The 25,832-nt window shown below is 49.9% G+C and carries 22 protein-coding genes; 11 read left to right on the forward strand and 11 right to left on the reverse strand.

Features of this window, described 5'->3' with window-relative positions:
• Positions 1 to 19: 19 nt before the first annotated feature.
• Complete coding sequence (locus tag ACYVK4_RS21140) at positions 20 to 889, forward strand: sugar phosphate isomerase/epimerase family protein (RefSeq protein ID WP_461129509.1); 870 nt, start codon at positions 20 to 22, stop codon at positions 887 to 889.
• 110 nt (positions 890 to 999) lie between these two features.
• On the opposite strand, the gene ACYVK4_RS21145 is transcribed toward ACYVK4_RS21140, so the two are convergent.
• Complete coding sequence (locus tag ACYVK4_RS21145; protein ID WP_461129510.1) at positions 1,000 to 2,028, reverse strand: zinc dependent phospholipase C family protein; 1,029 nt, start codon at positions 2,026 to 2,028, stop codon at positions 1,000 to 1,002.
• Between the two features lie 258 nt (positions 2,029 to 2,286).
• Between ACYVK4_RS21145 and ACYVK4_RS21150 the strand changes: the two genes are divergently transcribed.
• The 3 genes from ACYVK4_RS21150 to radC all read left to right on the forward strand — a co-directional run bounded on the left by ACYVK4_RS21150 (position 2,287) and on the right by radC (position 3,934).
• Positions 2,287 to 2,685 carry a Dabb family protein gene (locus tag ACYVK4_RS21150; RefSeq protein ID WP_461129511.1) on the forward strand — a complete coding sequence of 133 codons (399 nt, stop codon included), beginning with the start codon at positions 2,287 to 2,289 and terminating at the stop codon, positions 2,683 to 2,685.
• A gap of 103 nt (positions 2,686 to 2,788) precedes the next feature.
• Positions 2,789 to 3,055, forward strand: a complete 267-nt coding sequence (gene rpsT / locus ACYVK4_RS21155; RefSeq protein WP_461129512.1) for a 30S ribosomal protein S20 — start codon at positions 2,789 to 2,791, stop codon at positions 3,053 to 3,055.
• A gap of 183 nt (positions 3,056 to 3,238) precedes the next feature.
• Positions 3,239 to 3,934: a RadC family protein gene (radC, locus tag ACYVK4_RS21160; RefSeq protein WP_461129513.1), complete on the forward strand. Its 696-nt coding sequence runs from the start codon at positions 3,239 to 3,241 to the stop codon at positions 3,932 to 3,934.
• A gap of 50 nt (positions 3,935 to 3,984) precedes the next feature.
• Here the strand turns inward: radC and ACYVK4_RS21165 are convergent, their stop codons facing one another.
• From ACYVK4_RS21165 to ACYVK4_RS21175, 3 genes are all read right to left on the reverse strand, one after another.
• A complete protein-coding gene (locus ACYVK4_RS21165; RefSeq protein ID WP_461129514.1) occupies positions 3,985 to 4,563 on the reverse strand; it encodes a pseudouridine synthase in 579 nt (192 codons plus the stop codon).
• Between the two features lie 65 nt (positions 4,564 to 4,628).
• Positions 4,629 to 5,405: an exodeoxyribonuclease III gene (locus ACYVK4_RS21170; RefSeq protein WP_461129515.1), complete on the reverse strand. Its 777-nt coding sequence runs from the start codon at positions 5,403 to 5,405 to the stop codon at positions 4,629 to 4,631.
• A 109-nt stretch (positions 5,406 to 5,514) separates the two neighbouring features.
• The gene (locus ACYVK4_RS21175) at positions 5,515 to 6,726 is read right to left on the reverse strand and encodes a nucleoside permease (RefSeq protein WP_461129516.1); all 1,212 of its coding nucleotides are present in this window, start codon (positions 6,724 to 6,726) and stop codon (positions 5,515 to 5,517) included.
• Between the two features lie 190 nt (positions 6,727 to 6,916).
• Here ACYVK4_RS21175 and ACYVK4_RS21180 point away from each other — a divergent pair, with 190 nt between their 5' ends.
• Together ACYVK4_RS21180 and ACYVK4_RS21185 are read left to right on the forward strand one after the other, a co-directional pair.
• Positions 6,917 to 7,636 (forward strand): DUF4292 domain-containing protein, encoded by a 720-nt coding sequence (locus ACYVK4_RS21180; RefSeq protein ID WP_461129517.1) that lies wholly within the window; start codon positions 6,917 to 6,919, stop codon positions 7,634 to 7,636.
• A 132-nt stretch (positions 7,637 to 7,768) separates the two neighbouring features.
• Positions 7,769 to 9,973, forward strand: coding sequence for a M28 family peptidase (locus ACYVK4_RS21185; protein ID WP_461129518.1), 2,205 nt, complete (start codon positions 7,769 to 7,771; stop codon positions 9,971 to 9,973).
• Between the two features lie 64 nt (positions 9,974 to 10,037).
• Here ACYVK4_RS21185 and ACYVK4_RS21190 read toward each other — a convergent pair whose 3' ends face one another.
• Positions 10,038 to 10,541 (reverse strand): Rad52/Rad22 family DNA repair protein, encoded by a 504-nt coding sequence (locus ACYVK4_RS21190; protein ID WP_461129519.1) that lies wholly within the window; start codon positions 10,539 to 10,541, stop codon positions 10,038 to 10,040.
• A 28-nt stretch (positions 10,542 to 10,569) separates the two neighbouring features.
• Entirely contained in the window at positions 10,570 to 13,215 is a 2,646-nt protein-coding gene (mutS, locus tag ACYVK4_RS21195; protein WP_461129520.1) for a DNA mismatch repair protein MutS, read from the reverse strand.
• A 106-nt stretch (positions 13,216 to 13,321) separates the two neighbouring features.
• Here mutS and ACYVK4_RS21200 point away from each other — a divergent pair, with 106 nt between their 5' ends.
• From ACYVK4_RS21200 to ACYVK4_RS21215, 4 genes are all read left to right on the forward strand, one after another.
• Positions 13,322 to 13,882: a PH domain-containing protein gene (locus tag ACYVK4_RS21200; RefSeq protein ID WP_461129521.1), complete on the forward strand. Its 561-nt coding sequence runs from the start codon at positions 13,322 to 13,324 to the stop codon at positions 13,880 to 13,882.
• Positions 13,883 to 13,965: 83 nt separating this feature from the next.
• Positions 13,966 to 14,496, forward strand: coding sequence for an RNA methyltransferase (locus tag ACYVK4_RS21205; protein ID WP_461129522.1), 531 nt, complete (start codon positions 13,966 to 13,968; stop codon positions 14,494 to 14,496).
• A 79-nt stretch (positions 14,497 to 14,575) separates the two neighbouring features.
• The gene (locus ACYVK4_RS21210; protein ID WP_461129523.1) at positions 14,576 to 15,043 is read left to right on the forward strand and encodes a hypothetical protein; all 468 of its coding nucleotides are present in this window, start codon (positions 14,576 to 14,578) and stop codon (positions 15,041 to 15,043) included.
• A gap of 186 nt (positions 15,044 to 15,229) precedes the next feature.
• Positions 15,230 to 16,165, forward strand: a complete 936-nt coding sequence (locus ACYVK4_RS21215) for a sensor histidine kinase (RefSeq protein WP_461129524.1) — start codon at positions 15,230 to 15,232, stop codon at positions 16,163 to 16,165.
• A 131-nt stretch (positions 16,166 to 16,296) separates the two neighbouring features.
• On the opposite strand, the gene ACYVK4_RS21220 is transcribed toward ACYVK4_RS21215, so the two are convergent.
• The 3 genes from ACYVK4_RS21220 to ACYVK4_RS21230 all read right to left on the reverse strand — a co-directional run bounded on the left by ACYVK4_RS21220 (position 16,297) and on the right by ACYVK4_RS21230 (position 22,196).
• Positions 16,297 to 20,079 (reverse strand): PVC-type heme-binding CxxCH protein, encoded by a 3,783-nt coding sequence (locus ACYVK4_RS21220; protein ID WP_461129525.1) that lies wholly within the window; start codon positions 20,077 to 20,079, stop codon positions 16,297 to 16,299.
• Between the two features lie 32 nt (positions 20,080 to 20,111).
• A complete protein-coding gene (locus tag ACYVK4_RS21225) occupies positions 20,112 to 21,227 on the reverse strand; it encodes a Gfo/Idh/MocA family protein (protein WP_461129526.1) in 1,116 nt (371 codons plus the stop codon).
• Positions 21,228 to 21,302: 75 nt separating this feature from the next.
• Entirely contained in the window at positions 21,303 to 22,196 is an 894-nt protein-coding gene (locus ACYVK4_RS21230; RefSeq protein ID WP_461129527.1) for a sugar phosphate isomerase/epimerase family protein, read from the reverse strand.
• A 134-nt stretch (positions 22,197 to 22,330) separates the two neighbouring features.
• Here ACYVK4_RS21230 and ACYVK4_RS21235 point away from each other — a divergent pair, with 134 nt between their 5' ends.
• The gene (locus tag ACYVK4_RS21235) at positions 22,331 to 23,203 is read left to right on the forward strand and encodes an AraC family transcriptional regulator (RefSeq protein ID WP_461129528.1); all 873 of its coding nucleotides are present in this window, start codon (positions 22,331 to 22,333) and stop codon (positions 23,201 to 23,203) included.
• A gap of 72 nt (positions 23,204 to 23,275) precedes the next feature.
• Here the strand turns inward: ACYVK4_RS21235 and ACYVK4_RS21240 are convergent, their stop codons facing one another.
• Together ACYVK4_RS21240 and radA are read right to left on the reverse strand one after the other, a co-directional pair.
• Entirely contained in the window at positions 23,276 to 24,163 is an 888-nt protein-coding gene (locus tag ACYVK4_RS21240) for an alpha/beta fold hydrolase (RefSeq protein ID WP_461129529.1), read from the reverse strand.
• A gap of 241 nt (positions 24,164 to 24,404) precedes the next feature.
• Positions 24,405 to 25,790: a DNA repair protein RadA gene (gene radA / locus ACYVK4_RS21245; protein WP_461129530.1), complete on the reverse strand. Its 1,386-nt coding sequence runs from the start codon at positions 25,788 to 25,790 to the stop codon at positions 24,405 to 24,407.
• Between the last annotated feature and the right edge of the window lie 42 nt (positions 25,791 to 25,832).

Here is a 25,832-nt window from a genome sequence, read left to right on the forward strand (position 1 = left end):
CAGCAAACTTTTACCAACCATGCAACGACGCAGTTTTCTAAAACAGTCCGGCTTATTGACCGCCGGCGCCTTGACCCTCAGCCAAACCAATCTTTTGGCAAACGCACCCGCCAAACTGATCAATCCGTTTGGTGTTCAACTCTACAGTGCGCGTGATGTGCTGCCGAAAGACCCAAAGGGCATCATGACACAGTTAGCCAACATGGGCTACAAACAATTCGAGAGCTTCAGCGGGGCGCAGGGCTTTTTGTGGGGTCTGGAACCCAAAGAAATGAAGTCGTTTTTGGATGGTCTGGGCGTGAAAATGGTGAGCACGCACTTTAACTTCCGGGGCGACATGGAAAAGCCTGATGGCCTGAAGAAGAGCATTGAGATGGCCCACGGTGCCGGGTTAACGTATTTGCTTTGCCCTTATATTGGGCCCCAGAAAACCTGGGACGACTGGAAAAAAATTGCCGACATGTTCAACAAAGCGGGTGAAGAAGTCAGCAAGGCGGGCCTGAAATTCGGGTACCACAACCACGATTATTCATTCCGGCCCCTTGATGGCAAACTTCCCCAAGAATACCTGCTGGCCAACACCGACCCTAAGAACGTGATGTTCGAGCTGGACCTGTGCTGGATCGACGTGGCTGGCGTGAACACAGCCGAGCACCTCAAAAAGTACGGCAAACGGTATGAGTTATGCCATGTGAAGGACTACACGGTTCAAGCGGGCAAGCCAGTACAAAATGACCTGGGCAAAGGCAACGTCGATTTCAAGAAAACGCTGCGCGTTGCCATGGACAGCGGCATTAAGTACTTCCTCGTCGAGCAGGAAGAGTATGCTGAATCGCCGATGGTGAGCCTGAAGAACGACGCTGAGTATATGAAAAAATTAGCGGTGTAGTCTGAACCGGGATTTATGAGATTTTTATGATTAATATGATTTTCTAATTACTGGGTAAACCAACAAAATCATGTTAATCATAAAAATCCCATAAATCCCGGTTCAGATTACTATTCCTCCCTCACCTTAAACAACCGCTTCAGCCAGCCTTTCTTTTCTTCGGCATCTTCTTTCTGCTCCTGATCGGTAAGCTGATAGTTAGCCAGGGCCCTCATATCGGGCTGCCCGGCATCGACCCAGCAGGTATACCAGAAATCGCCCACCATTTTTACGGATGCCCGCATCTGGCGTTCGACCTGCCCCCGCAAACGGTCATGGTACTGTTTCGAGAAATCGGCCGAATAAACTTTAGTCGTAATACCATTCCGCTCCTCAAAGCCGAACTTCCGGGTTTCGCCTATTTCTTGGGTTAGTAGCTGTTCCACCCGCAGCACAGAGTCCAGAGCCGCATTGGCATTGAAAACCGCACGCCAGGCCGCTTTCTGCGGTGAATATATGTACTCGGCCTGTCCGGTCAGGAAATCATACTCCGTACTGAATAACTCGGGCAAGCGGGACTCCCAAAATCCGTGAATGCCCTGCTGACCTGTTAACTGTCCATTGTAGTTACGGGTCGTATGAAGGGGAACGTTGGCATCGGCAATGTAATGACCCAGATCAGCGGCAACGCGCAGAATCCGTCGAACATCGCGTTGCCTGAAGGCTTCCGTTAACTGATATTTTGTCAGTTGAATTTGCCAGGGCACCAACCCATGAAGCGCCAGTGAGTCTTCTCCATACCGTTCTGTAGCATCCTTATAAAATCGTGGCAGCGTTGCGGCTGTCGTATCGGCATATGCATCCAGATCGATAAAATGGCGTGGGGCCTCTCCTATCACCGCATAGCGACGCTTGTCGGGGTTGACGGCATTATCGGCCAGAAAATTTACGTGTTTCTTAAAGAAAGGCATCATCTCAACCGGCAACGTAAATACAGCCAGCCGATTTATCTGCTGATGCGCAAAGAAGCCCCACAGCGGATGCTGCCAGACTGGATGGCTCCGGGCTGGATCGCCCCCGGCTGGATGGCCCCATAATGGCCGCTCTCCACCCTGCCCAACTTCCGTTAAATGGTCAATCCCCCCCCCGTGTTTAGCCATAGGTACGCCTTGCGAAAAGGGTACCCTTTTACGCGTTGATTTTTGGCGGTTATCGGCTTGACAGACAGTTTTTTTAAGCTTGTTGGCACTACCCAAGGCAAAGCTTCCAAAAAAAATATTTACAAAAATTAGCAACCAAATAAAACGTTTGTACATTTGACTAATCATGGTACTTTACAGACAAATTGTTTAACTATTCAATTAAAGCACCATGCATTTCAAAACAAAATTTGGTCAAAATAACAAATCGCGAATAACATGAATGCCAAGTCCAAGGGATATACCCTAATTGTAGTGTTGATCTGTACATTTGCTTTAACAATCTATGGCGCTTACTCACCTGCCAGAAAAGCTCAGAAACAGCAAATTGTGTGTGTTAAATTCAAAAAAGGGGTTGAAAATGCAGCAGTTGAGCAGCATATGAATGGTTTTGCAGCCCTAAAGCACGAAATTCCACAGATCGTTAATTATACGTCAGGCAAGACAATTTTGCCAAATCAGGCCGTTGCAGACTATGACGTAGTGCATTATCTTACGTTTCAGTCGGAAGCTGATATAAAAACTTTTGAGAACAGCCAGGCTTACAAAGAATTCGTTAAAGACAACCAGGTTATCTGGGAAAAAACGTTGACTGTCAACGCTGATATTCGTCAGTAAAGCGAAGTAAATCAAGAATTTCGGTTGGAACAGTTGGTTGTTCCAACCGAAATTCTTATTTTTGCGCCCTTATATCGAGACAACGATCACATTTTATATACCAATGGCAAATCACAAGTCATCAAAAAAAGCAATCCGGTCGAGTGCCAAGAAGCGTCTGTTGAACCGTTACCAGAACGTAACAACCCGGAACATGGTAAAGAAACTTCGTCTTACAACCGACCACGCCATGGCCGTTGAATTGTTCAAGACTGTTTCGTCGGCTCTGGACAAACTCGCCAAGCGTAACATCATCCATAAAAACAAGGCCTCTAACAACAAGTCGAAACTGGCTCGTTTGGTAAATGGTCTGAAAACTGCTCAAGCTTAATTGTAGCGAGTGGTTGGTCCGGTTAGTCGTTCATAAAACACAATACGTTGTGTATTAAACAGTAACCCTACGAATCAACCATTTTTTGGCAGATACTGAGTCATTCGAAACCTTACCTTTTTGTGGGTAAGGTTTTTTTGTGCACTTTGTCGTCGAAAGTAGTACAACAATTGACTTATACGCATGTCGTACCCAACATCCGGCACGATTCAAAGCTGGGCAGAAGAAGACCGTCCGCGGGAAAAACTCACCCTTAAGGGCAAAGCCGCCTTATCTGAGGCTGAACTGATTGCCATCCTGCTAAACTCCGGGACTGTCGATCTAACGGCGGTGGACGTAGCTAAAATCATTCTTAAAAGCGTTAATAACAATTTGAATGATCTGGCAAAGTTGAGCATTAAAGACCTCTCAAAGTTTCGGGGCATTGGCCAGGCGCGCGCCATTACCATCATTGCCGCCCTCGAACTGGGCCGCCGACGCAAGGAACAGGATCGCCCACAACGCGCGCGCGTCACCTGCTCCCGCGACGCCTACAATGAGATGATACCGCACCTGATGGATAAGCCCCATGAAGAATTCTGGATTTTGCTGATGAATCGGGCTAACGAAATCATGCGACCCGTTCAGATCAGCACAGGAGGTGTTTCCGGAACAGTCGCTGATCCGAAATTAATTTTCAAACAGGCTATCGAACACCTGGCTTCGTCGATGATTCTCTTCCACAATCATCCATCAGGAAACCTGGCCCCTTCTCAGGCAGATAAAGATTTAACCCGCAAGCTAAAAGATGCCGGTCGGCTTCTGGATATTCCCGTTCTCGACCACCTGATTTTTACCGACAAAGCCTATTTCAGCTTTGCTGACGAGGGGATTCTATAAGGGTTTAGGGATGCCTCTGGAGCAAAGATGGCTATTAGTTATTACTGACCTCAGAGTTTCAATCCCCGCTTTAGTTCAGGGTAGCTCAGCTGACGAACATCACCGGGTTGCATGCCCTCAGCCGTTAACTCTTCTATGGCCCAGCGCACCAGTCGCAGGGTTGGGAATCCTACGGCCGCCGTCATTTTCCGAACCTGCCGGTTTTTACCTTCGTGGAGCGAAATGGATAGCCAACTGGTGGGAATGCTGGCCCGAAAACGGATAGGTGGATTTCGCTCGGGCAAACCGGGCTCCTCCATACGGATGGCCTTTCCGGGCAAGGTGTCGTATGCTTTTCCATCGACCGAAATCTTAACCCCTTCTGACAATCGCTGGCAGGCCTCATCCGTCAGCGCACCGTCAACCTGCACATAATAAGTACGGTTGTGCCGGAATTTCGGATTCAGCAAACGGTGGTTAAGCTGTTTATCGTTGGTTAGCAATAATAACCCCTCACTATCCGCATCGAGCCGCCCAACTGGATATACATCGGTCGGAAAATCGAAATCCAGATCAGCCAGCGTCGGCTTATCACCCTCCCGGCTAAATTGAGAGAGCATGAGGTAGGGTTTGTAAATGAGGAAATACATGAGTGAAAGAGCGAAAGAATGAAAGAGTGAGTAAGCGAAGCTCCCATTTGTTATAATTCACTCTTTCATTCTTTCGCTCTTTCACTTATTGACAACCACACCGGGCAATGATCGGCATGCACGGCGTCGGGTAGCATGGTGCAGTCGATGATCTGATCGCGGAGGTTATCGGTGAGGGACGCGTAGTCGATGCGCCAGCCTTTGTTATTGGTACGGGCACCGGCGCGGTAGCTCCACCAGCTATACGCTACATCGTCGGGGTGTTTATACCGAAATCCGTCGGTCATGCCGCTGGCAAACCAGCTATCCATCCAGGCCCGCTCTTCGGGCAGAAACCCGGTTGTGTTCTTATTGCGAACCGGGTCGTGAATATCGATGGCGTTATGCGCAATGTTGTAATCGCCGACGACAATAAGCTTTGGCCGCTCTTTTCGCAGTTCCTCCACAAATTGATAGAAATCCCGCAGAAACTCCATTTTAACACCCTGTCGAACCTCGCCGGTCGTGCCGGATGGAAAATAACAGTTCAGCAGCGTCAGATCGCCAAAGTCGGTACGAAGGATACGGCCTTCGCAATCATAAACGGGTAACCCACAGCCCAGCACTACGTTTGTTGGGGCTATTTTCGAGAATGTCGCTACCCCAGAATAGCCTTTCTTTTCGGCTGCATGCCAATGGTATTGATAGCCCAATTGCTCAAATACGGATAAGTCGACAACATCGGTCGTCGCTTTTACCTCCTGAAAGCAGAGAATATCAAACTGGTTTTGGGCAAGCCAGTCAATCAGGCCATTACGAATAGCCGCCCGAATGCCGTTTATGTTGTAGGAAATAAGTTGCATAGCTGTATAAAGGCAAAGTCGCAAAGGTAAGCGCAAAGAGGGCAAGGGACATAACATTGTAGCCCCTGCCTTCTTTGCGCTTACCTTTGCGACTTTGCGTGTGTTTTACTTACGATACCAGTTCACCCTCATTGGGAACAGCTTTCTTTTTGTCAGTGAACATCAGCACAAATACGATCAATACCGCAGCGGCAATACCCGCCGGAACGAGCCAGAAACTAGTCCAGTTTACGGTATCTCCAACCTTGAACATATCTTTTACTACCCCAGAAAGATAAGAGCCAATACCCATTCCGATGCCATAGGTAGCCAGTGAAATCAGTCCCTGTGCCGATGACTTAATTTTTTCTCCCGCTTTATTGTCGGTATAAATCTGGCCCGTAACAAAAAAGAAATCGTAGCAAACGCCATGTAATACGATCGCCAGATACAACATCCACTCGCCGGAACCGCCATCGCCATAGCCAAAGCAGATAAACCGGACAATCCAGGCCACCAGACCCACGATCAGCATTTTCTTAACACCCAGACGCGTATAAGCCAGCGGAATCAACAGCATAAAAATCACTTCGGATGCCTGCCCCAGCGACATTTTGTTCTCCACATTCTGCATACCACCATCGGTTAGCGAGGGGTTGGCCATGGCGTAATAGAAAGAGAGGGGAATACAGATAAGTACCGATGACAGAAAGAAAATAGCAAACGACCGATCTTTAAATAATTTGAATGCATCTAATCCCAGAATCTGGGTAACAGATGTAGACACAGTGGCCTTTGGTGGAGTATCGGGCAGAAAAAAAGAGAATATACCAAGTACAACTGCCGAATACATTGACAATTGAAAGATGGTCACTTTATCGCCAAAGCCATAATAGCCGACTATGTTTGTGACAATGATCCATGAAACAGTGCCTAATACCCGAATACCCGGAAATTCTTTTTCGGGGCTCTTCATCTGCTGCATGGCAATAGATGAGGTAAGGGCCAGCGTTGGCGCAAACGTCAGGCAGTACACCAACAGTACCCAGAAAAACTGGTCTGCATCATTAACCTGAATGAGAAAATAGAGAATAACAGCTCCCACCAAATTCAGTATTCCCAGTACTTTTTGGGCCGCGAAATAACGGTCAGCAATCATTCCTACAAAGAACGGGGCGATGAGCATAGCAATTGAAAAAGTCGCAAAAGCGGCTCCCTGCTGTATGCCAGTAGCATGGAGTTGTGTTTCAAGATATTTTGTTACTTGTCCGTACCAGGCGCCCCACACAAAAAACTGGAGGAACATCATGACGGACAGCTTGACGCGGGTCGTTGACAGCATCGTAGAATAAGTAGTTAAAGTTTAAGCCAATGAAGGTAACGAACACCCGTCAGCCCTGCAAGCCGATTACCCCCGAAAGTTACCGATGGAGCAAAAATGAATTTTAATCTTTTTATCCATACTGCAACTTGCTACACGTTATACAAGGCAGGTTCAGTAACTTTACGAACTATCTGACTAATCATTTTGCATGAAAAAGCAACTCATTACCCTTTTGGCACTTGTGGCCATTCCGGCTTTATCCTTTGCCCAGACAGCCGACGAAGTGATCAATAAAAACGTTACTGCCCTGGGCGGTGCCGACAAATTAGCTGCCGTAAAAACGGTTCAGTTCGAGCAGAGCATGAGCGTTATGGGAATGGACATGAAGGGCAAAGTAACAACTATCATTGGCCAGTCATCCCGGACAGACATATCGGTCATGGGCCAGCAGATGACGCAGGTAGTTGATGGTGACAAAGGCTGGGCCATTAATCCCATGGCCGGTTCCTCCAGCGCCCAGACCCTTCCGGACGATCAGGTAAAACTGCAGAAGGCTAACACGTATATCATTGGTACTGAATTAGCTACTGCTAAAACCAACAAATACCCGGTTGAACTGGTCGGGAAGGAAAAGCTGAATGACAAGGACGTCTTTAACCTGAAAGTAACCCGCCCCGAAGGCGTTGTCAATTACTATGTCGATGCAGCCACGTATCAACTGGCGGGTAGCAGAGCCACTATCAGTGTTCAGGGCCAGAGTGGTGAAATTAAATCGCAGTATGGCAATTATAAAACGATTGAGGGATTAACCATTCCGTCCACCGTTGAACTTAACAGCCCGGCTATGCCCGCTGCCATTACCATGACATTGTCGAATATAGTATTCAACCCTAAGGTAGATTCGACCATTTTCGCCATGCCCAAGTAATTGACACCCTTTCTATAAAAAAAGAGCCGCAATACATTGCGGCTCTTTTTTTATAGACCAACTATTCACTGGCTATTTCTGCTTTTTACCAAAGTGAATTCCGATATTTGAGAATTAGACAACCTGGTTCTCATGCAACAACCTCTCCCTATTAAAACTGCCTGCCGAATGCTTTTTCTGGCATTTGGTGTAGCCACCGCTCAGGCTCAATCGAGTTCAACACCTGCCCTCAGTGGCTTTGTGCCCGCCCGGCAAGCCGCGCAGGTTAAACTCGAAAGCGAATTCAAAGCCAAGCAATCGACTGCTGCTTTCAAAGCCCATCTCGAAAAGCTCAGTAGTGTCCCGCACCTGACGGGCTCGAAGGAGAACGAGCAGGTGCGGGACTACATCGCCGAAACCATGCGCAAGGCAGGTTGGCAGGTCGATATTTACCCGCACGACGTACTACTGCCCAAAGGCCCCGGCGAAATTGCGGTTGAAGTGGTGGAACCCATTCGCCAACCGCTCAACATCCGGGAGTTTCTGTTTAAGGAAGATAAATACAGCAGCGACCCGCGACTCACTCCCGGCTATAATGCCTGGTCGGGTTCGGGCGACGTCACCGCTGAAGTTGTGTACGCCAATTATGGTCGGAAAGAAGATTTCGAACAGTTAAAAGCGATGGGCATTTCGGTTAAAGGCAAAATAGTGCTGGCTCGCTACGGAGGAAATTTCCGGGGCTATAAAGCCCAGTTTGCCCAGGCCGATGGTGCCGTTGGCGTTATTATCTTCACCGATCCGGCCGACAGTGGCTACATGCGTGGACTGACCTTTCCCGAAGGCCCGTATTACAGCGAAAGCGTCATTCAGCGTGGCTCGCTGCTAACGACGCCCTACACGGGCGATCCCCTCACCCCCGGCGAAGCGGCTTTACCGATGGACGCCAAGAACACCCCCAAACGGCTCGACCAGAATGCCGTTGGTCTGCACAAGATACCCGTAACCCCTCTGCCCTACGGTTCAGCAACTGAAATTCTGAAACGCATGACGGGGATTAGATCCGTTCCTGCCGGTTGGCAGGGCGGCCTTCCGTACACCTATCGGCTGGAGGGCGGTCCCGCGTTGAAAGTTCGACTGATGGTAAAGCAGGAGAAAACGATTCAGCGCATTTATCAGGTTGTCGGTACACTGACGGGGTCCGAGTTTCCCGACGAGTGGATCATTGCCGGTTGCCACTACGATGCGTGGTCGTACGGTGCCACCGATCCCAACTCGGGCACCGCTATGTTGCTGAGTATGACCGAAACGATGGGCAAATTGGCCAAAGCCGGTCAGCGCCCCCGTCGGACCATTAAGGTATGCCATTGGGATGCCGAAGAGCCGGGTGTAATTGGCTCAGCCGAATGGAGCGAGCAGTTCCGTGATGAACTGTCGCAGAAGGCCGTCGCGTATATGAATTACGATGCCGCTGTTTCGGGACGGACGTTCGGGGCAAGTGCGTCACCTTCCATGAAAAAACTGATTATTGAAGCTACCCAGGCAGTGCAATATCCCGATTCCAACAAAACGGTTTATCAGCACTGGATGGGTAAATCGGCGGTGGGAAATCCAACCCGCGTAACCGGTTCGTCGGCCCCCGCCATGGTAGCCGGTGAGCCAACCATTGGTAATCTGGGCGGTGGCTCAGATCATATTGCCCCTTACATGCACATCGGGATTCCGTCGTTAAGTGCCGGTATGGAAGGCCCGACCCTCTACCATTCGCAGTATGACGATTTGTATTTCTACGACAAATTTGCTGATCCAACGTATAAGATGGGTCCGATGATGGAACAGGTTGTGGGCACCATGACCATGCGGCTGGCCAACGCTGACCTGGTACCGTACGACATTGCCCGGTATCCAACTGATCTGGCGGTTCACCTGAAAGCGGCCGAACGAGCCATTCAGGCCTACGCGCCAACGTACTCGATCAATCCGCTCCTCAACGTAGTAGCCGATCTGAAAAAGAACGCTGATGCGTGCGAACTCGCCAGAGAGAACTACCTGAAAACGGGGCGTACGGATAAGCTGGTGGAGTTGAATAAAGAATTACGTCTGCTGGAACGGGCATTCATCGACCCAAAGGGAAACGCTTTTGGCGGGTGGTATAAGTCGCTTTACGCGTCGTCAGACCCAAACAGCGGCTACGCATCCTGGATGCTGCCGGGGTTGCTATACGAAGCGTCGCTTAAATCAACGGCGAACCTGCCCGATCTGGAAGCGCGCTACAAAAAAGCGATTCAAACACTCAGTGATAAATTACTGGGTCTTTCTCAGGGCATGGCCGGACCAGCCGCTATGGGAAGTAGTAAGTGATGTATGCTATAAGATGTAGGATGTATAAAGTCATCCTACATCTTATAGCATACATCTTACATGTCTAAGCGGCTTTTGCGGTTGGTTTAGCGTGCTCAGGTTTCAGCACGACGACATCGCGCACGGTACCACCCGCGTTTATTTTCTCGACCATTTTATCAAGCAGCGGGGTGGCCCAGTTGGGGATGTACTTATCGGTTGTTTCGACGAGTACTTTCGGAAAATCATACAACGCCCGCCCCAGACCGAACTGTACCGCGCACCGTTTCATGGCGTCGCTGATCCCCCCCTTAACGGGTTCCACGCTCGTACGGCTGGCCCCATCGGTTTTGCGAACGATTTCGCCACCGGGTAAAACGGCCGTGATCGTGCAGAGAAAACCACCTTCAATTTCCTTGATCTCATTCTGCCAGCCTGCCCAGCCAAACTGGTCATCGAAGCGCTGCATGACGCAGCGGTTGGTGATGTACGGCACAACGACGATCTTCTGGCCGTCTTTGGTCTGGCTTTGCACCCGCCACTCAATCTCGTGTACGGTGAGGGGGGCTGTTAATACGTTCAGTTCCATTTTTTATTTGTTGTTGTTTACATTAAAATCACTCCGCCATTTTCAGCAGCTCATTCAACTTCAGAAGAGCCTCGATGGGTGTTAGACGGTTCACATCAATGGATCGTAACTTTTCTTTGATAGCTTCGGATTTCGGGTCGCCGGATTCGATGATGCGCAGGGCTAGTTCCCGCTCCTGAGGCACAGCCTCCCGGATCTTCTCTTTGTTCGTTTCGCGATTGTGCGACGACTCCAGCTGCTTCAGAATCTCGTTGGCCCGGCTCACGATCTGGGCGGGCATACCCGCCATTTGCGCTACGTGAATACCGAAACTATGCTCCGAACCACCTTCTTTCAGCTTCCGCAGAAAAATCACTTTGTTGCCCAGCTCTTTCACCGACACGTTGAAATTCTTGATGCGGGGGTTGTCCGTTGCCAGGTCGTTCAGTTCGTGGTAGTGCGTAGCAAAGAGCGTTTTGGGGCGGCAGTCCGTTTTGTTGTGCAGGTATTCCGTAATGGACCAGGCAATTGACACCCCATCGTAGGTACTCGTTCCCCGGCCGATTTCGTCCATCAAAATCAGGCTTCGCTCGCTCAGGTTATTGAGAATACTTGCCGTTTCGGTCATCTCGACCATGAACGTGCTTTCGCCCCTCGACAGGTTGTCACTGGCGCCCACACGGGTAAAGATCTTATCGACAATACCGATTTCGGCCGACGATGCCGGCACGAAACTCCCTGACTGTGCCATCAGGACAATCAGGGCCGTTTGCCGCAACAGCGCCGACTTACCCGCCATGTTTGGCCCGGTAATGATGATGATCTGCTGCGTCTCATCGTCTAAATAAACATCATTGGGAATGTAAGGCTCGCCGGGGGGCAGCTGCTGCTCAATCACGGCATGTCGCCCGTCTTTGATGTTTAATACTTTGCTTTCGTTGATCTGTGGGCGAACGTACTTGTTCTTGACGGCCACTCGGCCAAACGAAGCCAGCACGTCGAGCACCGACAATACGCGGGCATTTTGCTGAATGGCGCCAACATACTCGCCAGCGGCAATGACCAGTTCATTGAACATCCGGGCTTCGATCTGAAAGATCTGTTCCTCGGCGTTCAAAATCTTGTCTTCGTATTCTTTGAGTTCGGGGGTTATGTATCGCTCTGCATTCACCAGCGTCTGCTTGCGAATCCAGTCCTCCGGTACCCGGTTTTTATGCGCGTGGGTTACCTCCAGATAATAGCCGAATACTTTGTTGTAGGCTATTTTGAGCGACGTAATACCCGTTCGCTGCACTTCGCGCTCCTGCAACTGCAACAGGTAATCTTTTCCGGTATAGGCAATGGCGGTCAGCTCGTCCAGTTCGGCGTTAATGCCCGACTTGATTATACCGCCCTGATTGGACAATGCCGGCGGATCCTCGCGGAGTTCTGCTTCAATGCGATCGAGCAGAAAAGCTACCGGGTTGAGCTGATCGGCATATTTTTTTAAGGATGCCGACTCATTTTGACTCAGAGCCGTGATCAGTAGCTCCTTGATGGGAAGCACGTGTTGCAGCGACCGTTTTAGTTGCAGCAACTCACGGGGGCTGATCCGCCGAACGGCTACTTTGGAAACCAGTCGTTCCAAATCACCAATCTGCCGCAGGTGATGCACCAGGGTATCGGCTAGATCAATATCGTCAACCAGCAACTCGACCATGTTGAGCCGCTCGTCGATCAGTGCTTTTTCTTTGAGCGGCAAGCTGAGCCATTTCCGAAGCAGGCGGGCACCCATGGGCGTTACCGTCTGGTCGAGAATCTGGATCAAGGGCACCCCTCCCTCCTGCTGGGCGGCTGTCAGTTCGAGGTTGCGGATGGTGAAGCGATCGAGCCACACGTACCGGTCTTCTTCAAGCCGGGTAACGCGGGTGATGTGCTGAAGGTCTTTATGTTCCGTTTCATTGAGGTAGTGTAGAATAACCCCGGCCGCAATGATGCCATCGGGCATTCCCTCAATGCCGAACCCTTTGAGCGAGGTGGTCTGAAAATGCTGCTTTAGAAAGTTGTAGCCAAAATCATAGGTAAAGGCCCAGTCTTCGAGCGTGTAGGTATGAAACTTATCGCCGAACAAGCTCCCGAACTCCTGCCGGTTGCGTTTGCAATACAAAACCTCCGACGGATTGAAACTTTGAAGCAGTTTATCCACGTAAGCCGAATTTCCCTGAGAAGCCAGAAACTCGCCCGTCGAAATATCCAGAAACGAGATACCAAACGTGTCATCTGCCTTACCGAAATGCACGGCGGCCAGGTAATTATTGCGCCGGGTATCGAGTACGTTATCGTTGAACGAAACGCCGGGCGTTACCAGCTCCGTAACACCCCGCCGAACAATGCCTTTAGCTACCGAAGGGTCTTCCAGCTGATCGCAGATGGCTACGCGTTCGCCCGCCCGAACGAGTTTAGGCAAGTGTGTATCGAGGGAGTGGTGCGGAAAACCGGCAAGTTCTTCGTTAGCTCCGCCGTTGTTGCGTTTGGTTAGAGTAATACCCAGAATTTTGCTGGCCCGAACGGCATCTTCACCGAAGGTTTCGTAGAAATCACCGACACGGAAGAGGAGCAACGCACCGGGGTATTTGGCTTTAATCTGATTGTACTGGCGATTGAGGGGCGTTTCGTTTTTCTTAACCTGAGGCTTTGCTGCGGTGGTTGATTTCACTGATTTTCGTTGGATTGTCGTAAACAAAAATAGTAAAATTTAGTAAGAAAATGGCCGTTTTTTGCCTTATTACAGGCTTAACTCTCAAATAAAATTGCCCCTGCTGGTGAGCCCAACTGAACCGGTTTTTCCCTTAAAAGCAAGCTTCAATCCAATCATTCGAACGTATTTGCGGTGGTATGTTGCCTTCTTTCTGTTCATCTCCGTTATCGGTATTTTGCTGCTTCCATTCTGGTTTCTGGGTGTTGGCCAATGGTGGAGTCAACATTATTTCAACAATTTAGAATGTGAACTTTCTGAGCGCTCGCTACGCTTTAAAAAAGGCATTCTGATCCAGGTCGAAAAAACGATTCCACTCGAAAACATACAGGATGTTACTTTTGTGGCCGGACCGGTATTACGCTATTTTGACCTTTGTATCCTCAAATTCGAGACAGCCGGGCAAAGTCAGCGTCAGGCGAATGACATGGAGTTGATAGGCATTATTGACGCGCAGTCCTTTCGGACACATATCATTGAGCAGCGACAAACCTTAATGACCACTCAACCCGATCATTCGGTTACGTCAGATGCGGCTCTTTTAACCGAAGTGCGCGATACGTTGAACGCCATCAAGCAACTCCTGCAGAAGCATCTTGATCAACCCGCTGAAAAATCCCATCTGTAAACGACCTTTGGGCATTTCCTGGATATAAGAATAAACCGAAGCGTAACGGTGGCGCTTTTCCATAACGATTTACTACAACTCAGATGCCCCCTCGTAAAATTACCCTCGATGAACTCAACCGGCTTTCGGTTGCTGACTTTAAAGAGGCCGAAAAATTTGCCTATTGCCTGATCTTAGACGACATCAGAAGTCTGAACAACGTTGGATCCGTATTCCGAACGGCTGATGCTTTTCGGGCAGAAAAACTTTATTTATGTGGTATTACAGGCCAGCCGCCCCATCGTGATATTACGAAGACTGCCCTTGGCGCTACCGAATCTGTTGAGTGGGAGCACATAGCCGATGTGGTGACCTTAGTAAAGCAACTACAAGCCGACGGCTGGATCGTTGCCGCCATAGAACAGGCCGATGGCAGTACATCGCTGGCAGAATTTAGGCCCGAACTAAACAAACCGTATGCATTCGTGTTGGGTAATGAGGTAATCGGCGTGCGTGACGAAGTTGTTCAGCTGGCCGATCTGGTTCTTGAAATCCCACAGTTTGGCACTAAGCACTCGCTTAATATTGCGGTTACAGCCGGCATTATTTGCTGGGATTTTCTACAGAAGAAATAACAAAAACTTAACATTGCCCTTTAGATTCTCACAAAAATTTCGTATTCCTTTGTAGATTTTTTTTTATACAAACTCCCCCATGGCGAACAAGACCACAAAAACAAAACAAAAATCACTGGCAGCCGATATTGCCAGTACTATTGAGACCAAGCTTGACGAAGCGAGTAAGGCCAGTAAAAAGATAAAGAAATCCATCGAGAAATCGGCGGAAAAACTGGCCAAGAAGCTTACCAAGCTGATGCAAAAGACGGAGAAGAAAGAAAACAAGCCCGTCAAGTCATCGGAGAAAAAGTTAAAGAAAGAAGCCGCTAAAGCAAAGAAAAACGCGGAGAAGACCGAGAAAAATGCGAAACGTACGGCTAAGAAAGCCAGTGCCTTAGTAGCGGAAGCCGTTGACACGGTAGCACCACCAAAGCCTACCCCACCTGCCCGCAAACCAGCCCCGGCGGCTAAACCGGCAGCGCCAAAAACCAACGCCCGACCTGCCTCTACGAAAGCAACTACCAGCGCACCAGTACCAGCTGAAACAACTGCTGAGAATGCCTAGTTGAGTTAGCTTCTCATAGTATCATAAAAATACCCGCCCAAAGCGGGTATTTTTATTGTAGCCTATTGTTTTTATAGAGATTTTAGTGTGACATTTATAAGAAGACCTCGTCTAGTATGTTCACGACAGAGGTTACCTCTTTACATCCAAACCGTAACTGACGATTCATTCTTAACAGACGGCGTTATGCTGCACCGTTACCGTTCCACTGCCGTCCCTTTTTCAGTCTTATTGCTTTCATTCGCCAGTTTAGCGGCTCTGTTATATGGAAGCTGGTATTCGTTATCAGAATCAGACTCCCTTATCAGCCCATCCATCCAGTGGATAGTCCTGTTTGGTCTGGCACTGGTATTACAGGTCCTTGCCGGATATGGCGTATGGTGGCTACTTCGTCGGCGGCAACGGTCAGTTGTTCAAACAGAAGTCCTTCATTCAATTGTGCACGAATTCCAGACACCCATTACGGCCATTCGTATGGCGGCTGATATACTGGATTCGCCTATTGCAAAGAACCAGCCCGAACGTACGGAAAAGTACGTTCGCATAATTCGGGAGGAAACAGAGCGGTTACAACAGCAGGTTGAAACCATGTTGACCCTGGCCCGCGCTGATCGGAATACCCTGACGCTTAATCCTGAACCCATTGGGCTGCATGAACTTCTGCGCTCAATTGCCGAACGTCATGGCGATTATCTGGTTTTACAGTTACCGAATACAAATCCACACATCCTCGCGGATCGATTGCATTTAACCAATGTCCTCTACAATCTGCTGGACAATGCTATAAAATACAGTCCCGAAGAGCCGGAGATAACCATCCAGACCACCACAACGTCCGACGGTCTGACCATTGCCGTTCGCGACAAGGGTGTCGGCATTTCCCCGAAATTAATATCACAGATCTTTCAGCCTTTTTTTCGTGTTCATGACCGCGATCAGCCGAGCGTGAAAGGCTTCGGACTAGGCTTAAGTTATGTCCAACGAATTATTCAATCGCACAACTGGACAATCTGGGTAAAGAGCGAGCAGGGAAAAGGAAGTGAATTTATTATTCAGGTCCCTCCACCGTCTATTTTAAAATCGTCCAACAACGATCTATCCCCTAGAAAGACCATTTTCTGATTTAGTTACAAAGTCTCCGGGAAGCTGTTGACTCTTCAGAGTAACCACGGATACTTTAGTCGCGAGCCCTATAAAGTAAAACGCCAGCTACAAAACATGCAGCTGGCGTTTTACTTTATACCTGACGTGTTTTATTTGGCGTTCATGCCAACACTCGACTTTGTCACCCTCATCACGCCATTCATGATCCGCCAGTGACCAGGGAATGTACAAACGAATGGGTAGTCACCGGGCGTGGCCGGAGCCGTAAACTTGAGCCGGTACGTTTGATCGGGGTTGACCAACGGGGTAGCTACAATAATCTGCGGAATACTCGGCACATAGTTTCTGTCAGCGCCATCCTTTGCCGTAATCAGCTTATCGGCAGCGGCCCCGATAATTTCCATGCTCTTGGGTTTGCCAATCACGAGGTTGTGCTGCATAGCATCGGGGTTCTCCAGAACGATCTCGATTTGCTTGCCCGCCGTTACGGTAAACTCTTTTTTGTCGTAACGCATTTCTTCGCGTACCGTCTTCATCCGAATCACTTCCACATTAGGATCTACCGGTTCGCTCTTTGTCAGGCCCCAGACTTCGTAAAGACGGCCCAGACGCTCCCGGTTATCGGTCGATACCATGCCATTCAGGCTAGCCAGGAATGATTTGTCGGCATCACGAATCTGCGCGGGCTGCTTCATGTTCCAGCCTTCCGATACGCCCTTCACAATAGCATCACCTTCGGCACGGCTTAGTTTGGCACTCTGCCGCAACAAGGCAACGACCGAATCAACCGGCGCTACCGAGGCATAACTGCGGGCAGCGCGCTCAATGGCAAACGCACTCAGGCTTTGTGGTGCCCGGTAGGTTAAGGTGTGCGTAGCATTGTTATTCTGCTCGTTGCTTTCGGCAATAGTGTTCTCCCGATCCAGCATGACCGAGATTGAATACTCGCCAGCCCGCTCAAACGTCACACCCATGTCGCCTACCCAGGGACCGTTGTTCGACTTACTGATCGTTACCGTTTCGCCGGGTTTAATGCCGCTGGTATGGGTAACACTGACGTAGTTAATTTTAGCGCCTTCCTTTTCTCCTTTTGGCCCTTCGATACGAACAGTCATCGGGATAGGGACACCTTCGGGAATCGCTACGCCACCCGCATTGATGACATCAACGAAAATTCGGGTTCCTTCCCGAACCGATGGCGACTCAGGTGTTGTCCGAACGGCCGCTACCATCAAATCTGGCTGGTTACCCGTTGTGGTCATAGCTTTGGAAGCCGTTGGCGCACTGGGGCCATGTCCTTTATCGGTATGGCTACTCATGTCGTGGGCTGGTACGGACTGCGACGGGCTATTTTTCGCTACCTGTTTCAGGTACGTTTTCAGTAATTGTCCATCCTGGCCGGTCAATGCACAGGCAAATGCTTCGGGCAGCCAGCGGTCATTAACCTCGCCATTCGGGGTTGTCGTGGCTTTATCAAGCCGGGCCAGAATGGCCTGCTGTACCGCCTGACTCTGCGGCACTTCGGTCAGTTTGAGCAGCGTATTCAGCACCACAAGCGGCTCCTGATCATTTAGCATGTTAGCACCTAACAGGGTAGTGGCCACGTCTTTACTACCGGGCATAACCTGAACAGCCGTTTTGCGAACGGCAGACGCCAAATGTTTGAGCGCCTGACCAGCAGCGGCCATCACATCATTATTTGAGCCATCCATTGCACCCAGTCCCTGCAATATCCAGAGGGCATGAATAGCCGCCGGATTATTACCAATCTCGTCGACGGATTTGTCGTTCACCAACGCGATCAGTTGCGGCACAACATCTTTATTATTGCGCTCGATCAACAACCGCTGAGCGGTCATACGCCAGAACATGTTGGTATTTTTCAGAGCCGCAATCAACTCAGCCGGGCGGTCTTTGCTAAGCGTCATAGCCGCATAAGCTGGTGCATTTTTGTACCCAACCCGGTAGATACGGCCGTGGGTGAAGTCGCGCAACGGCGTTTCGTAAGCGTTACCCGATCCGTTCGAGGCCCCTTTAGGAGTTGGGTTGTGCTGAATGATAAAGCTGTACCAGTCTACCACCCAAACGGCACCATCGGGTCCTACTTCGGCAAAAACAGGCGCAAACCACTCATCGGCACCGGCTACCAGGTTGAAGCCTTCTGCATCTTCATAGTTGGTACCCACTTTCTGCATCACGTTCTGATGGAGAATATGGCCCGTTGGCTCGGATACGAAGGCAATGTTGTTCCAGTATTTCTTTGGAAAGGCGCGGGCGGTATAAAAATTATGCCCGGCGGCTGCGGTGAAGCCACCAAACACGTCGACCTGACGCACCTTTTCAGTAATGGGCTTCATGTCCTTATGCGTGTCGATGCTCCGGCTGCCATTTTCCCGAATATGGGGGGCACCATGATAATACCGATTCGGGATGGCCATGTACCAGCCGTGTGAATTGTTGGCCGTCGAACCAAAAATATCGCCCGTTTCCGTAAAGCCCAGTCCCCAGGTGTTGTTCGACGTGCCCGTGACGTATTCGAGTTTGGAGCCATCGGGTTTGAACCGGAAAAATCCCTGCGAAAACTTCACACTGTCGGCACCCACTTTGCCTTTGAAACCCGAGTACCCAACGCTGCCCCAAATCCAGTTATCGAATCCATAATGCAGGTTGCTTGGTCCGGCATGGGTGTCGTAGGTACCAAAACCGGTAAAGACAATTTTCTTGACATCGGCTTTATCATCGCCGTTGGTATCCTGCAAAAACAGCATGTGTGGAGCCTGCGATACATAAAGACCGCCATTACCAAACGCCATGCCGGTAGGGATACTCAGTCCTTCGGCAAAATTGGTAAACTTGTCGGCCTTGCCATCCTTGTCGGTGTCTTCACAAATGACGATGTAATCCGATCCACCCTCAGGCTTGCGCTCGTTCGGGTAATCTTTCGTGACCAGAGCATATAACCGTCCGCGTTCATCCCAGGCAATGGCAATGGGGTGCATTACGTTTGGTTCGTGCGCGAACAGATCGAGGGTGAAATCTACCGGCACCTGAAGGTGCTTCATCGACTCTTCGGGCGAGAGTGGTTTTTGCTGTAACTGTGGGCCAGGCCGTTTTTCGTAGTTCGGCAACTGTGCTTCATTATACGCAAATGGCTGTGGCTTCAGATCGTCATGCTGTTTTTTTACGTCGTCGCCCACGGCCCATAAAATACCCCGCTCCAGCAACTGCTGAAAACCAGGCTGGCTCCAGGTCCGTTCGTCATGACCATAAGCGGTATAGAACACGCGCCCTTTCCCGTATTGGCGGGTCCAGGTGTAAGGCTCTTCTTTTACGCCGGGCTTATCGGCTGCCTGATCCGCTTTAATGTCGCGAACGGCCAGTACGTTGTTGTCGGCCTGTAAATGGCTGTGCAGATACGTTTCATCAAACGCTTTGAACGAAGGTAAACCCGCCACGATTGGGTTGTTCGGCTGCGTGAAGTGCGTCTGGATGGTATCCATCTTATGCCGCCAGAACTGACCACCAACCACCTTGTCGACGTACTCCGACGAATTGCGGAAGCAGTACGATGCACAGTGAACCGGAATCAGTCCTTTACCCGACGAAACATAATCCAGCAGTGCTTTTTCCTGTGGTTTCCCGATGCTATCCCAGTTCGCAAAAATCAACAGCCCGTCATACTTATTCAGATTCTCGGCGTTGAGATCTTCCAGTTTGTCGGTGTAGGTGATATTGATGCCTTTGCTACCCAGGGCAGCCATCAGTTGAGGCACCCGTTCGATGGGCCGATGGTGGCCGTTATCGCCCAAAAACAGGATTTCGGTCCGGCGCGCCTTTACCGGCTCCTGTCGGCTGGTCGTTTGGGTCGCCGACTGGCGCGCACATTGGGCAAGCGCCACGATTACGCCAATTGCTGTGAGTATTTTTTTCATAGCTTTTTTATAGCCGACCACAAGAGTCGGTACTATACATTGAAATCAGGTAATTTTATCAATTTCCCACCTTGCAAAGCCGATTCATGGGCCAGAATACCCACGCTCGTCCAGTTTGCCGACTGGGCGGCATTGGGGAACGGCTCACGGTCTTCAATAACCGCCGATACGAACTCATGGACCATATGCGGGTGTGAGCCGCCATGCCCTCCGCCCTGCGTGAACGAAAGGTGCTGCTGCTCATCGGCATCATACACCCCTTTGGTCGTGAAGCCAGCAATTTCGGCAGGCAGAAGCTTGGCATAATCAGGCACCGTCACCTTTTCGGGAATCTCCGGTTCTGGCTTTTTAGCCGTGTGAATGACCGGTTGTTCGTCCTCAATCAACTGCCATTCAAACGATTTCTTATCGCCATACACTTCAAAGCTTTCACGGTATTGACGAGCTACATCAAATAACGACCGATAGACGTATGCCGATAAATCGCTATCCTTAAATTTAATGTGCGCAGACTCGACCGCAAACGGCGAATTGTGAATCTTGGCCAGTTCCTCACGGATAGTACCCGACCCGAAACACGACACGTAATCAGCTTCCAGCTTGAGCAGACCCGCCACCGGCCCCACACAGTGCGTGGCGTAGTGCATAGGCGGCAAACCCGGCCAGTAGTCCGGCCAGCCATCCATGTCCTGCTGGTGACTGGCTTTCAGAAACTGAACCTTGCCCAGCTCGCCGGTTTCGTACAGCTCTTTCACAAACAGAAACTCGCGGCTGTAAACCACGGTCTCCATCATCATGTATTTCTTCCCCGATTCCTTACAGGCTTTTACGATTTCCATACACTCCTCCACGGTTGTAGCCATGGGTACTGTACAGGCCACGTGCTTACCGGCCCGCAGGGCTTTCAGGCTCTGTTCGGCGTGGTTCGGAATGGGCGAGTTGATGTGTACCGCGTCAACATCCGGATCGGCCAATAGTTCGTCGTAATTACTGTAGCGTTTTTCAATTCCATAGGCATCTCCAATTTCGTTTAGTTTCTCAACATTACGCTGGCAAATGGCATACATGTTCGTGTTTGGATGCCGCTGGTAGATTGGAATGAATTCAGCCCCAAATCCAAGGCCGACAATGGCGATATTTAGTTTCATTGGTAAGTTAAAAAGCGAAAAGAGAAAATAAGTGAAAGAGCGAACGTAAAATCTGATTACCTGACAGAAGCAGTACTAAGAAGCGAACAGTTCACTCTTCCGCTCCTTTACGCTGTTGCTCATTGATTTAATAAATGCAAGACCGTCGACAGCTAACTGCTCCGGAGACTCGAACATGGGTCGGAAAATATGGGTGGCCGATGCCAGTTCGGGTGGGTTCGGGCCAAACGCTTCAATAGCTATGGGGCCTTCATAATTGACCTCCTTTAAGGCGTTGAATACTTCGTCGAAATTGATATGCCCTTTCCCGGGGGTTGATCGGTCGTTTTCCGATATCTGGACATGTACCAGATAGGGAGCACATTTACGTAAGGCGTCGCCGATGTTTTTCTCCTCCATATTAGCATGGAAGGTATCGAAGGCAACCCGGCAGTTGGGGTGATTAACAGCTTCTACATACCGGATAACGTCATCGGTGCAGGTAAGCAAATAGATTTCGAAACGGTTCAGATATTCAATGGCCAGCGTTACGCCCTTCGTTTGCGCGTATTCAGCCACTTCCCGCATACCTGCTACGGACCAGTTCCATTCGTCGGCCGTGGCGGGTTTACCGGTGAACGTCTTGAAACCGGCATAAACCGGGCCCATCAATATAGAGGAGCCAACGGCCTCTGAGCAATCGACCACGTGTTTCAGGTACTCAACACTCGACCGGCGTACGGTTTCATCCGGGCTGATGAGGCTATATTCAGGACCGCATATCGTACAGGTCTGTACACCCAATCCAAGCGCGCGAAGCTGCTCACCAATTCGTTTCCACTTGGCTAAACTTTCCGGACTCTCACCCGAATCGTTAATGGGAACTTCAACAAAATCAAAGCCACTAATTTTCAGAAACTCGAACGTATCGACCAGATCTTCGTCCATGGACATGGTCCAGACGAACATATTCATTCCTACCTTATTCATATTTGTTCCTTAAATATTAAACAAATATAAATAGTGGCTAAATTCGTAGTGTAGCTTTAATTGGCGAATATCAACTCTATTTTCACATATAATAGAAATTTTACCCGATATTTGCGTTAAAAATCAGCTAATAGATGAAACAGCCTCTACGCAAAGACCTCGAACCTGTTGCGGCTTCATTCATCGTTAAAGAACTGGTGGAGTCTCACTTCGACCCTAACTGGCACTTTCACCCCCAATACCAGTTGTTTCTTGTTGAAGAAGGTACGGGCACCCGGTTTATTGGTGATTCGATCAAGCCCTTTGGCCCCGGCGACCTTGTGTTTCTGGGACCTAACCTGCCCCACCTTTGGCGCAGTGATCAGATATTTTTCGACCGGCAGTCAACCCTGAAAACGCGCGGTATTGTCGTTTACTTTACCGAGAATTTTCTGGGGAATGATTTCTTTGAAAAACAGGAAATGGCTCATCTGCGGCAGTTGCTCGATCAGGCCCGGCAAGGTCTTGAATGGACCGGAAGCACCCGAAGCCATGCTGAAGCCGGACTTAAAGAATTAAACAAGCAGTCAATTGGCTTCGACCGTGTTATCAGGCTGCTGACCCTGCTAAATGATCTTTCCCGCGCTACGGATTTTCGGTATTTGACAAGCCCCGGCTACACCAATACCGTAAAACCAACCGAAACCGACCGTATGCAGCTGGTGCATGATTATGTGCTGGGCCATTTTCCTGATGATCTGAGCCTGGACACGATCGCCGATCTGGCCGGTATGACATCGCCTGCTTTTTGCCGGTATTTTAAAACGCGCGCCAATAAAACATTCTCTGAATTTGTCTCCGAAGTCCGGATTGGGCATGCCTGTAAACTGCTGATGGACGGAAAGCTGAACATTACTCAGATCAGCTTTGAAAGTGGTTTTCGAACCTTATCCAACTTCAACCGGCAGTTTAAGGATATCACCGGTCAAACCCCGTCGGCTTATGTCAAAACCTACAAGCAGTTATAAATGAAAAATGGCCCGCTTCAACTAAAGAGCGGGCCATTCCAACAGTAAGGAATCTAATGTATTAATTACGCTTTAATACAAAGTGGTTGTACCGACCGACTCCCGAACAGTTACCCCTTCATTAATAAACGAAAGCAAGTCCTCAGTTAGTCGATCTTTCTCGGTCATGAACAAGCCGTGAGGAGCTCCTTCATACACAAGATACTGCGCGTTGGGTAACGCGTTGGCGGTACGCTCGCCGGATGCTTCAAGGGGTACGGTCTTATCGGCATCCCCGTGAATAATCAGCGCCGGAACATGAATCTGGGCTAAGTCATCTCTGAAATCCGTTTCGGCAAACGCCTTGGCACAATCGAGCGTGGCTCTGTGCGAGGCTACATACGCGCGGGCAAAATCGCCGTCGAGGTGAGCCTGGCTTACCGGATGGCTGATCAGGTTGACCCCATAGAACTGTTTGCCAAACGTTTGCAAAAAAGCGGCCCGGTCTTTCTGAAGGTTCTCGGTGATTTCGTCAAAAACTTCCTTGTCAACGCCATCGGGGTTATCGTCCGTTTTGAGTAGATAAGGCGTTACAGCACTAACAAAAGCAACTTTTGATACTCGTGCACCGCCATGGCGACTCATGTACCGGGCTACTTCGCCCCCGCCCATCGAGAAACCAACCAGCGTTACATTCTGAAGATCCAACTCATCCATAACGGCTTTCAGATCGTCGGCGAGGGTATCATAATCATAGCCCCCCCAGGGTTGAGAAGACTTACCAAAACCCCGCCGATCGTAGGCGACCACCCGGAGGTTATGAGCGGGCAATTCAGCCAGTTGATAATCCCACATTTCGTGGCTCAGCGGCCAGCCGTGAATGAGCACCACCGTCGAACTGGAGTTGCCATTGCCCAGGTCCTGATAGAATAATTTAATGTCGTTGCCAAAGGCATCTGTACCAGCTTTTATATAGCTCATACCTGTTCAGTTTTTTGTTGAGTAATTGGACACACTTACTAATAGAACTGTAGGTACGATGAATGGTTAATGATGGATTTAAAAGAGCCTGATTTTTTATTGATCGAACAGAATAAGCCAAACGTTTAAGCCCTTTAACCAGTAAATGACTCAGGTGACGGTGTTGTACTTAGAACGTACCTACGGACTAAAGCCGAACGCGGCCCGGCCCGTAGGTACGTTCTAAGTACAACCAAACACATCACATTAAGACGCCCTGAAATACTTCATCCAGACGGGACACGGGCTTTATGTTGATTTTGAAACCTTTGGTGTCCAGCCCCTTCAAGTTGTACTTGGAGATAAACATCTGTTTGAAGCCCAGCTTTTCGGCTTCAGCAATGCGTGACTCAATCCGGCTCACGGCCCGTACTTCGCCACCCAGTCCAATTTCGGCGGCAAAAGCTACCGATGGGGGTATGGCAATGTCTTCGTAGCTCGATACAATGGCAGCACAAACGGCCAGATCAATGGCCGGGTCTTCAACCCGAAGGCCACCGGCAATATTCAGGAATACATCCTGCTGACCAAGGCGAAAGCCGCCACGTTTTTCCAGAACGGCCAGCAGCATATTCAATCGCTTGGCATCAAAACCCGTACTGCTCCGCTGGGGTGTTCCGTAAGTAGCCACACTAACCAGCGCCTGACTCTCGATCATGAGCGGCCGGTTTCCCTCCAGCATGGACCCGATGGTAACGCCACTGAGTGCTTCATCACGCTGAGAGATCAGAATTTCGGACGGGTTCGTTACCTGCCGGAGCCCGGAGCCGAGCATCTCGTAAATGCCCAGTTCGTCGGTGCTGCCAAAGCGGTTTTTGGTGGTACGCAAAATACGATAGGTGGTGTGCCGATCGCCTTCAAAAGTCAGCACCGTGTCGACCATATGCTCCAGCACTTTCGGGCCCGCCAGTGAGCCTTCTTTCGTGATGTGGCCAATCATGAATACCGGCACACCACTTTCTTTGGCATACTTCATGAATTCTGCGGCACATTCACGCACCTGCGACACACTCCCTGCTCCTGACTCAACCAGCGACGACTGCATCGTTTGGATCGAGTCGATGATCAGGATTTCCGGTTCGAAGTGTTCCACCACCCGAAAGATATTCTGGGTTGACGTCTCGGTCATGACGTGGCAATCGCTGGTGGGGGCATCGAGTCGTTCGGCCCGCATTTTAATTTGCTGTTCGCTTTCTTCACCCGACACATACAGCACGCGCATACCCGCCAGACTCAGGGCGATTTGCAGCAAAAGCGTTGATTTCCCGATGCCGGGTTCACCACCGATCAATACCAGTGACCCGGCTACGATGCCACCACCCAACACCCGGTTCAGTTCGCCATCGGTAGTATACGTACGAGGCTGCTCCTCGTAGTTAATGGCATGAAGGGCTTTGGGCTTTGCAGCTATCTTGACTCCTCCGGGACCGGCAGACGGGCTTCGCCAGCCCCCTTTCTCGGGTTCATCTTTCTGAACGACTTCTTCTACGATCGAATTCCACTCCCCGCAAGACGGACACCGGCCCATCCATTTGGCAGATTGGTTGCCGCAGTTCTGACAAAAAAAGGTAGTTTTTAATTTGGCCATTTTATGATGAGCAGGCTGTGTAAGCCAGGCAGGCGTAAATAA

It is taken from the genome of Spirosoma aerophilum (assembly GCF_054782495.1).

Bases quoted from the DNA above. Each gene is read 5' to 3' on its own strand.
- ACYVK4_RS21150 (WP_461129511.1), top strand. From the start codon at position 2,287: ATGAATGCCAAGTCCAAGGGATATACCCTAATTGTAGTGTTGATCTGT.
- ACYVK4_RS21230 (WP_461129527.1), bottom strand. From the start codon at position 22,196: ATGAATAAGGTAGGAATGAATATGTTCGTCTGGACCATGTCCATGGAC.
- ACYVK4_RS21240 (WP_461129529.1), bottom strand. From the start codon at position 24,163: ATGAGCTATATAAAAGCTGGTACAGATGCCTTTGGCAACGACATTAAA.
- ACYVK4_RS21170 (WP_461129515.1), bottom strand. From the start codon at position 5,405: ATGCAACTTATTTCCTACAACATAAACGGCATTCGGGCGGCTATTCGT.
- ACYVK4_RS21175 (WP_461129516.1), bottom strand. From the start codon at position 6,726: ATGCTGTCAACGACCCGCGTCAAGCTGTCCGTCATGATGTTCCTCCAG.
- ACYVK4_RS21205 (WP_461129522.1), top strand. From the start codon at position 13,966: ATGCCCCCTCGTAAAATTACCCTCGATGAACTCAACCGGCTTTCGGTT.
- ACYVK4_RS21180 (WP_461129517.1), top strand. From the start codon at position 6,917: ATGAAAAAGCAACTCATTACCCTTTTGGCACTTGTGGCCATTCCGGCT.
- ACYVK4_RS21235 (WP_461129528.1), top strand. From the start codon at position 22,331: ATGAAACAGCCTCTACGCAAAGACCTCGAACCTGTTGCGGCTTCATTC.
- ACYVK4_RS21165 (WP_461129514.1), bottom strand. From the start codon at position 4,563: ATGTATTTCCTCATTTACAAACCCTACCTCATGCTCTCTCAATTTAGC.
- ACYVK4_RS21190 (WP_461129519.1), bottom strand. From the start codon at position 10,541: ATGGAACTGAACGTATTAACAGCCCCCCTCACCGTACACGAGATTGAG.
- ACYVK4_RS21210 (WP_461129523.1), top strand. From the start codon at position 14,576: ATGGCGAACAAGACCACAAAAACAAAACAAAAATCACTGGCAGCCGAT.
- radA (WP_461129530.1), bottom strand. From the start codon at position 25,790: ATGGCCAAATTAAAAACTACCTTTTTTTGTCAGAACTGCGGCAACCAA.
- ACYVK4_RS21185 (WP_461129518.1), top strand. From the start codon at position 7,769: ATGCAACAACCTCTCCCTATTAAAACTGCCTGCCGAATGCTTTTTCTG.
- ACYVK4_RS21140 (WP_461129509.1), top strand. From the start codon at position 20: ATGCAACGACGCAGTTTTCTAAAACAGTCCGGCTTATTGACCGCCGGC.
- ACYVK4_RS21145 (WP_461129510.1), bottom strand. From the start codon at position 2,028: ATGGCTAAACACGGGGGGGGGATTGACCATTTAACGGAAGTTGGGCAG.
- ACYVK4_RS21215 (WP_461129524.1), top strand. From the start codon at position 15,230: ATGCTGCACCGTTACCGTTCCACTGCCGTCCCTTTTTCAGTCTTATTG.
- rpsT (WP_461129512.1), top strand. From the start codon at position 2,789: ATGGCAAATCACAAGTCATCAAAAAAAGCAATCCGGTCGAGTGCCAAG.
- ACYVK4_RS21220 (WP_461129525.1), bottom strand. From the start codon at position 20,079: ATGAAAAAAATACTCACAGCAATTGGCGTAATCGTGGCGCTTGCCCAA.
- ACYVK4_RS21225 (WP_461129526.1), bottom strand. From the start codon at position 21,227: ATGAAACTAAATATCGCCATTGTCGGCCTTGGATTTGGGGCTGAATTC.
- radC (WP_461129513.1), top strand. From the start codon at position 3,239: ATGTCGTACCCAACATCCGGCACGATTCAAAGCTGGGCAGAAGAAGAC.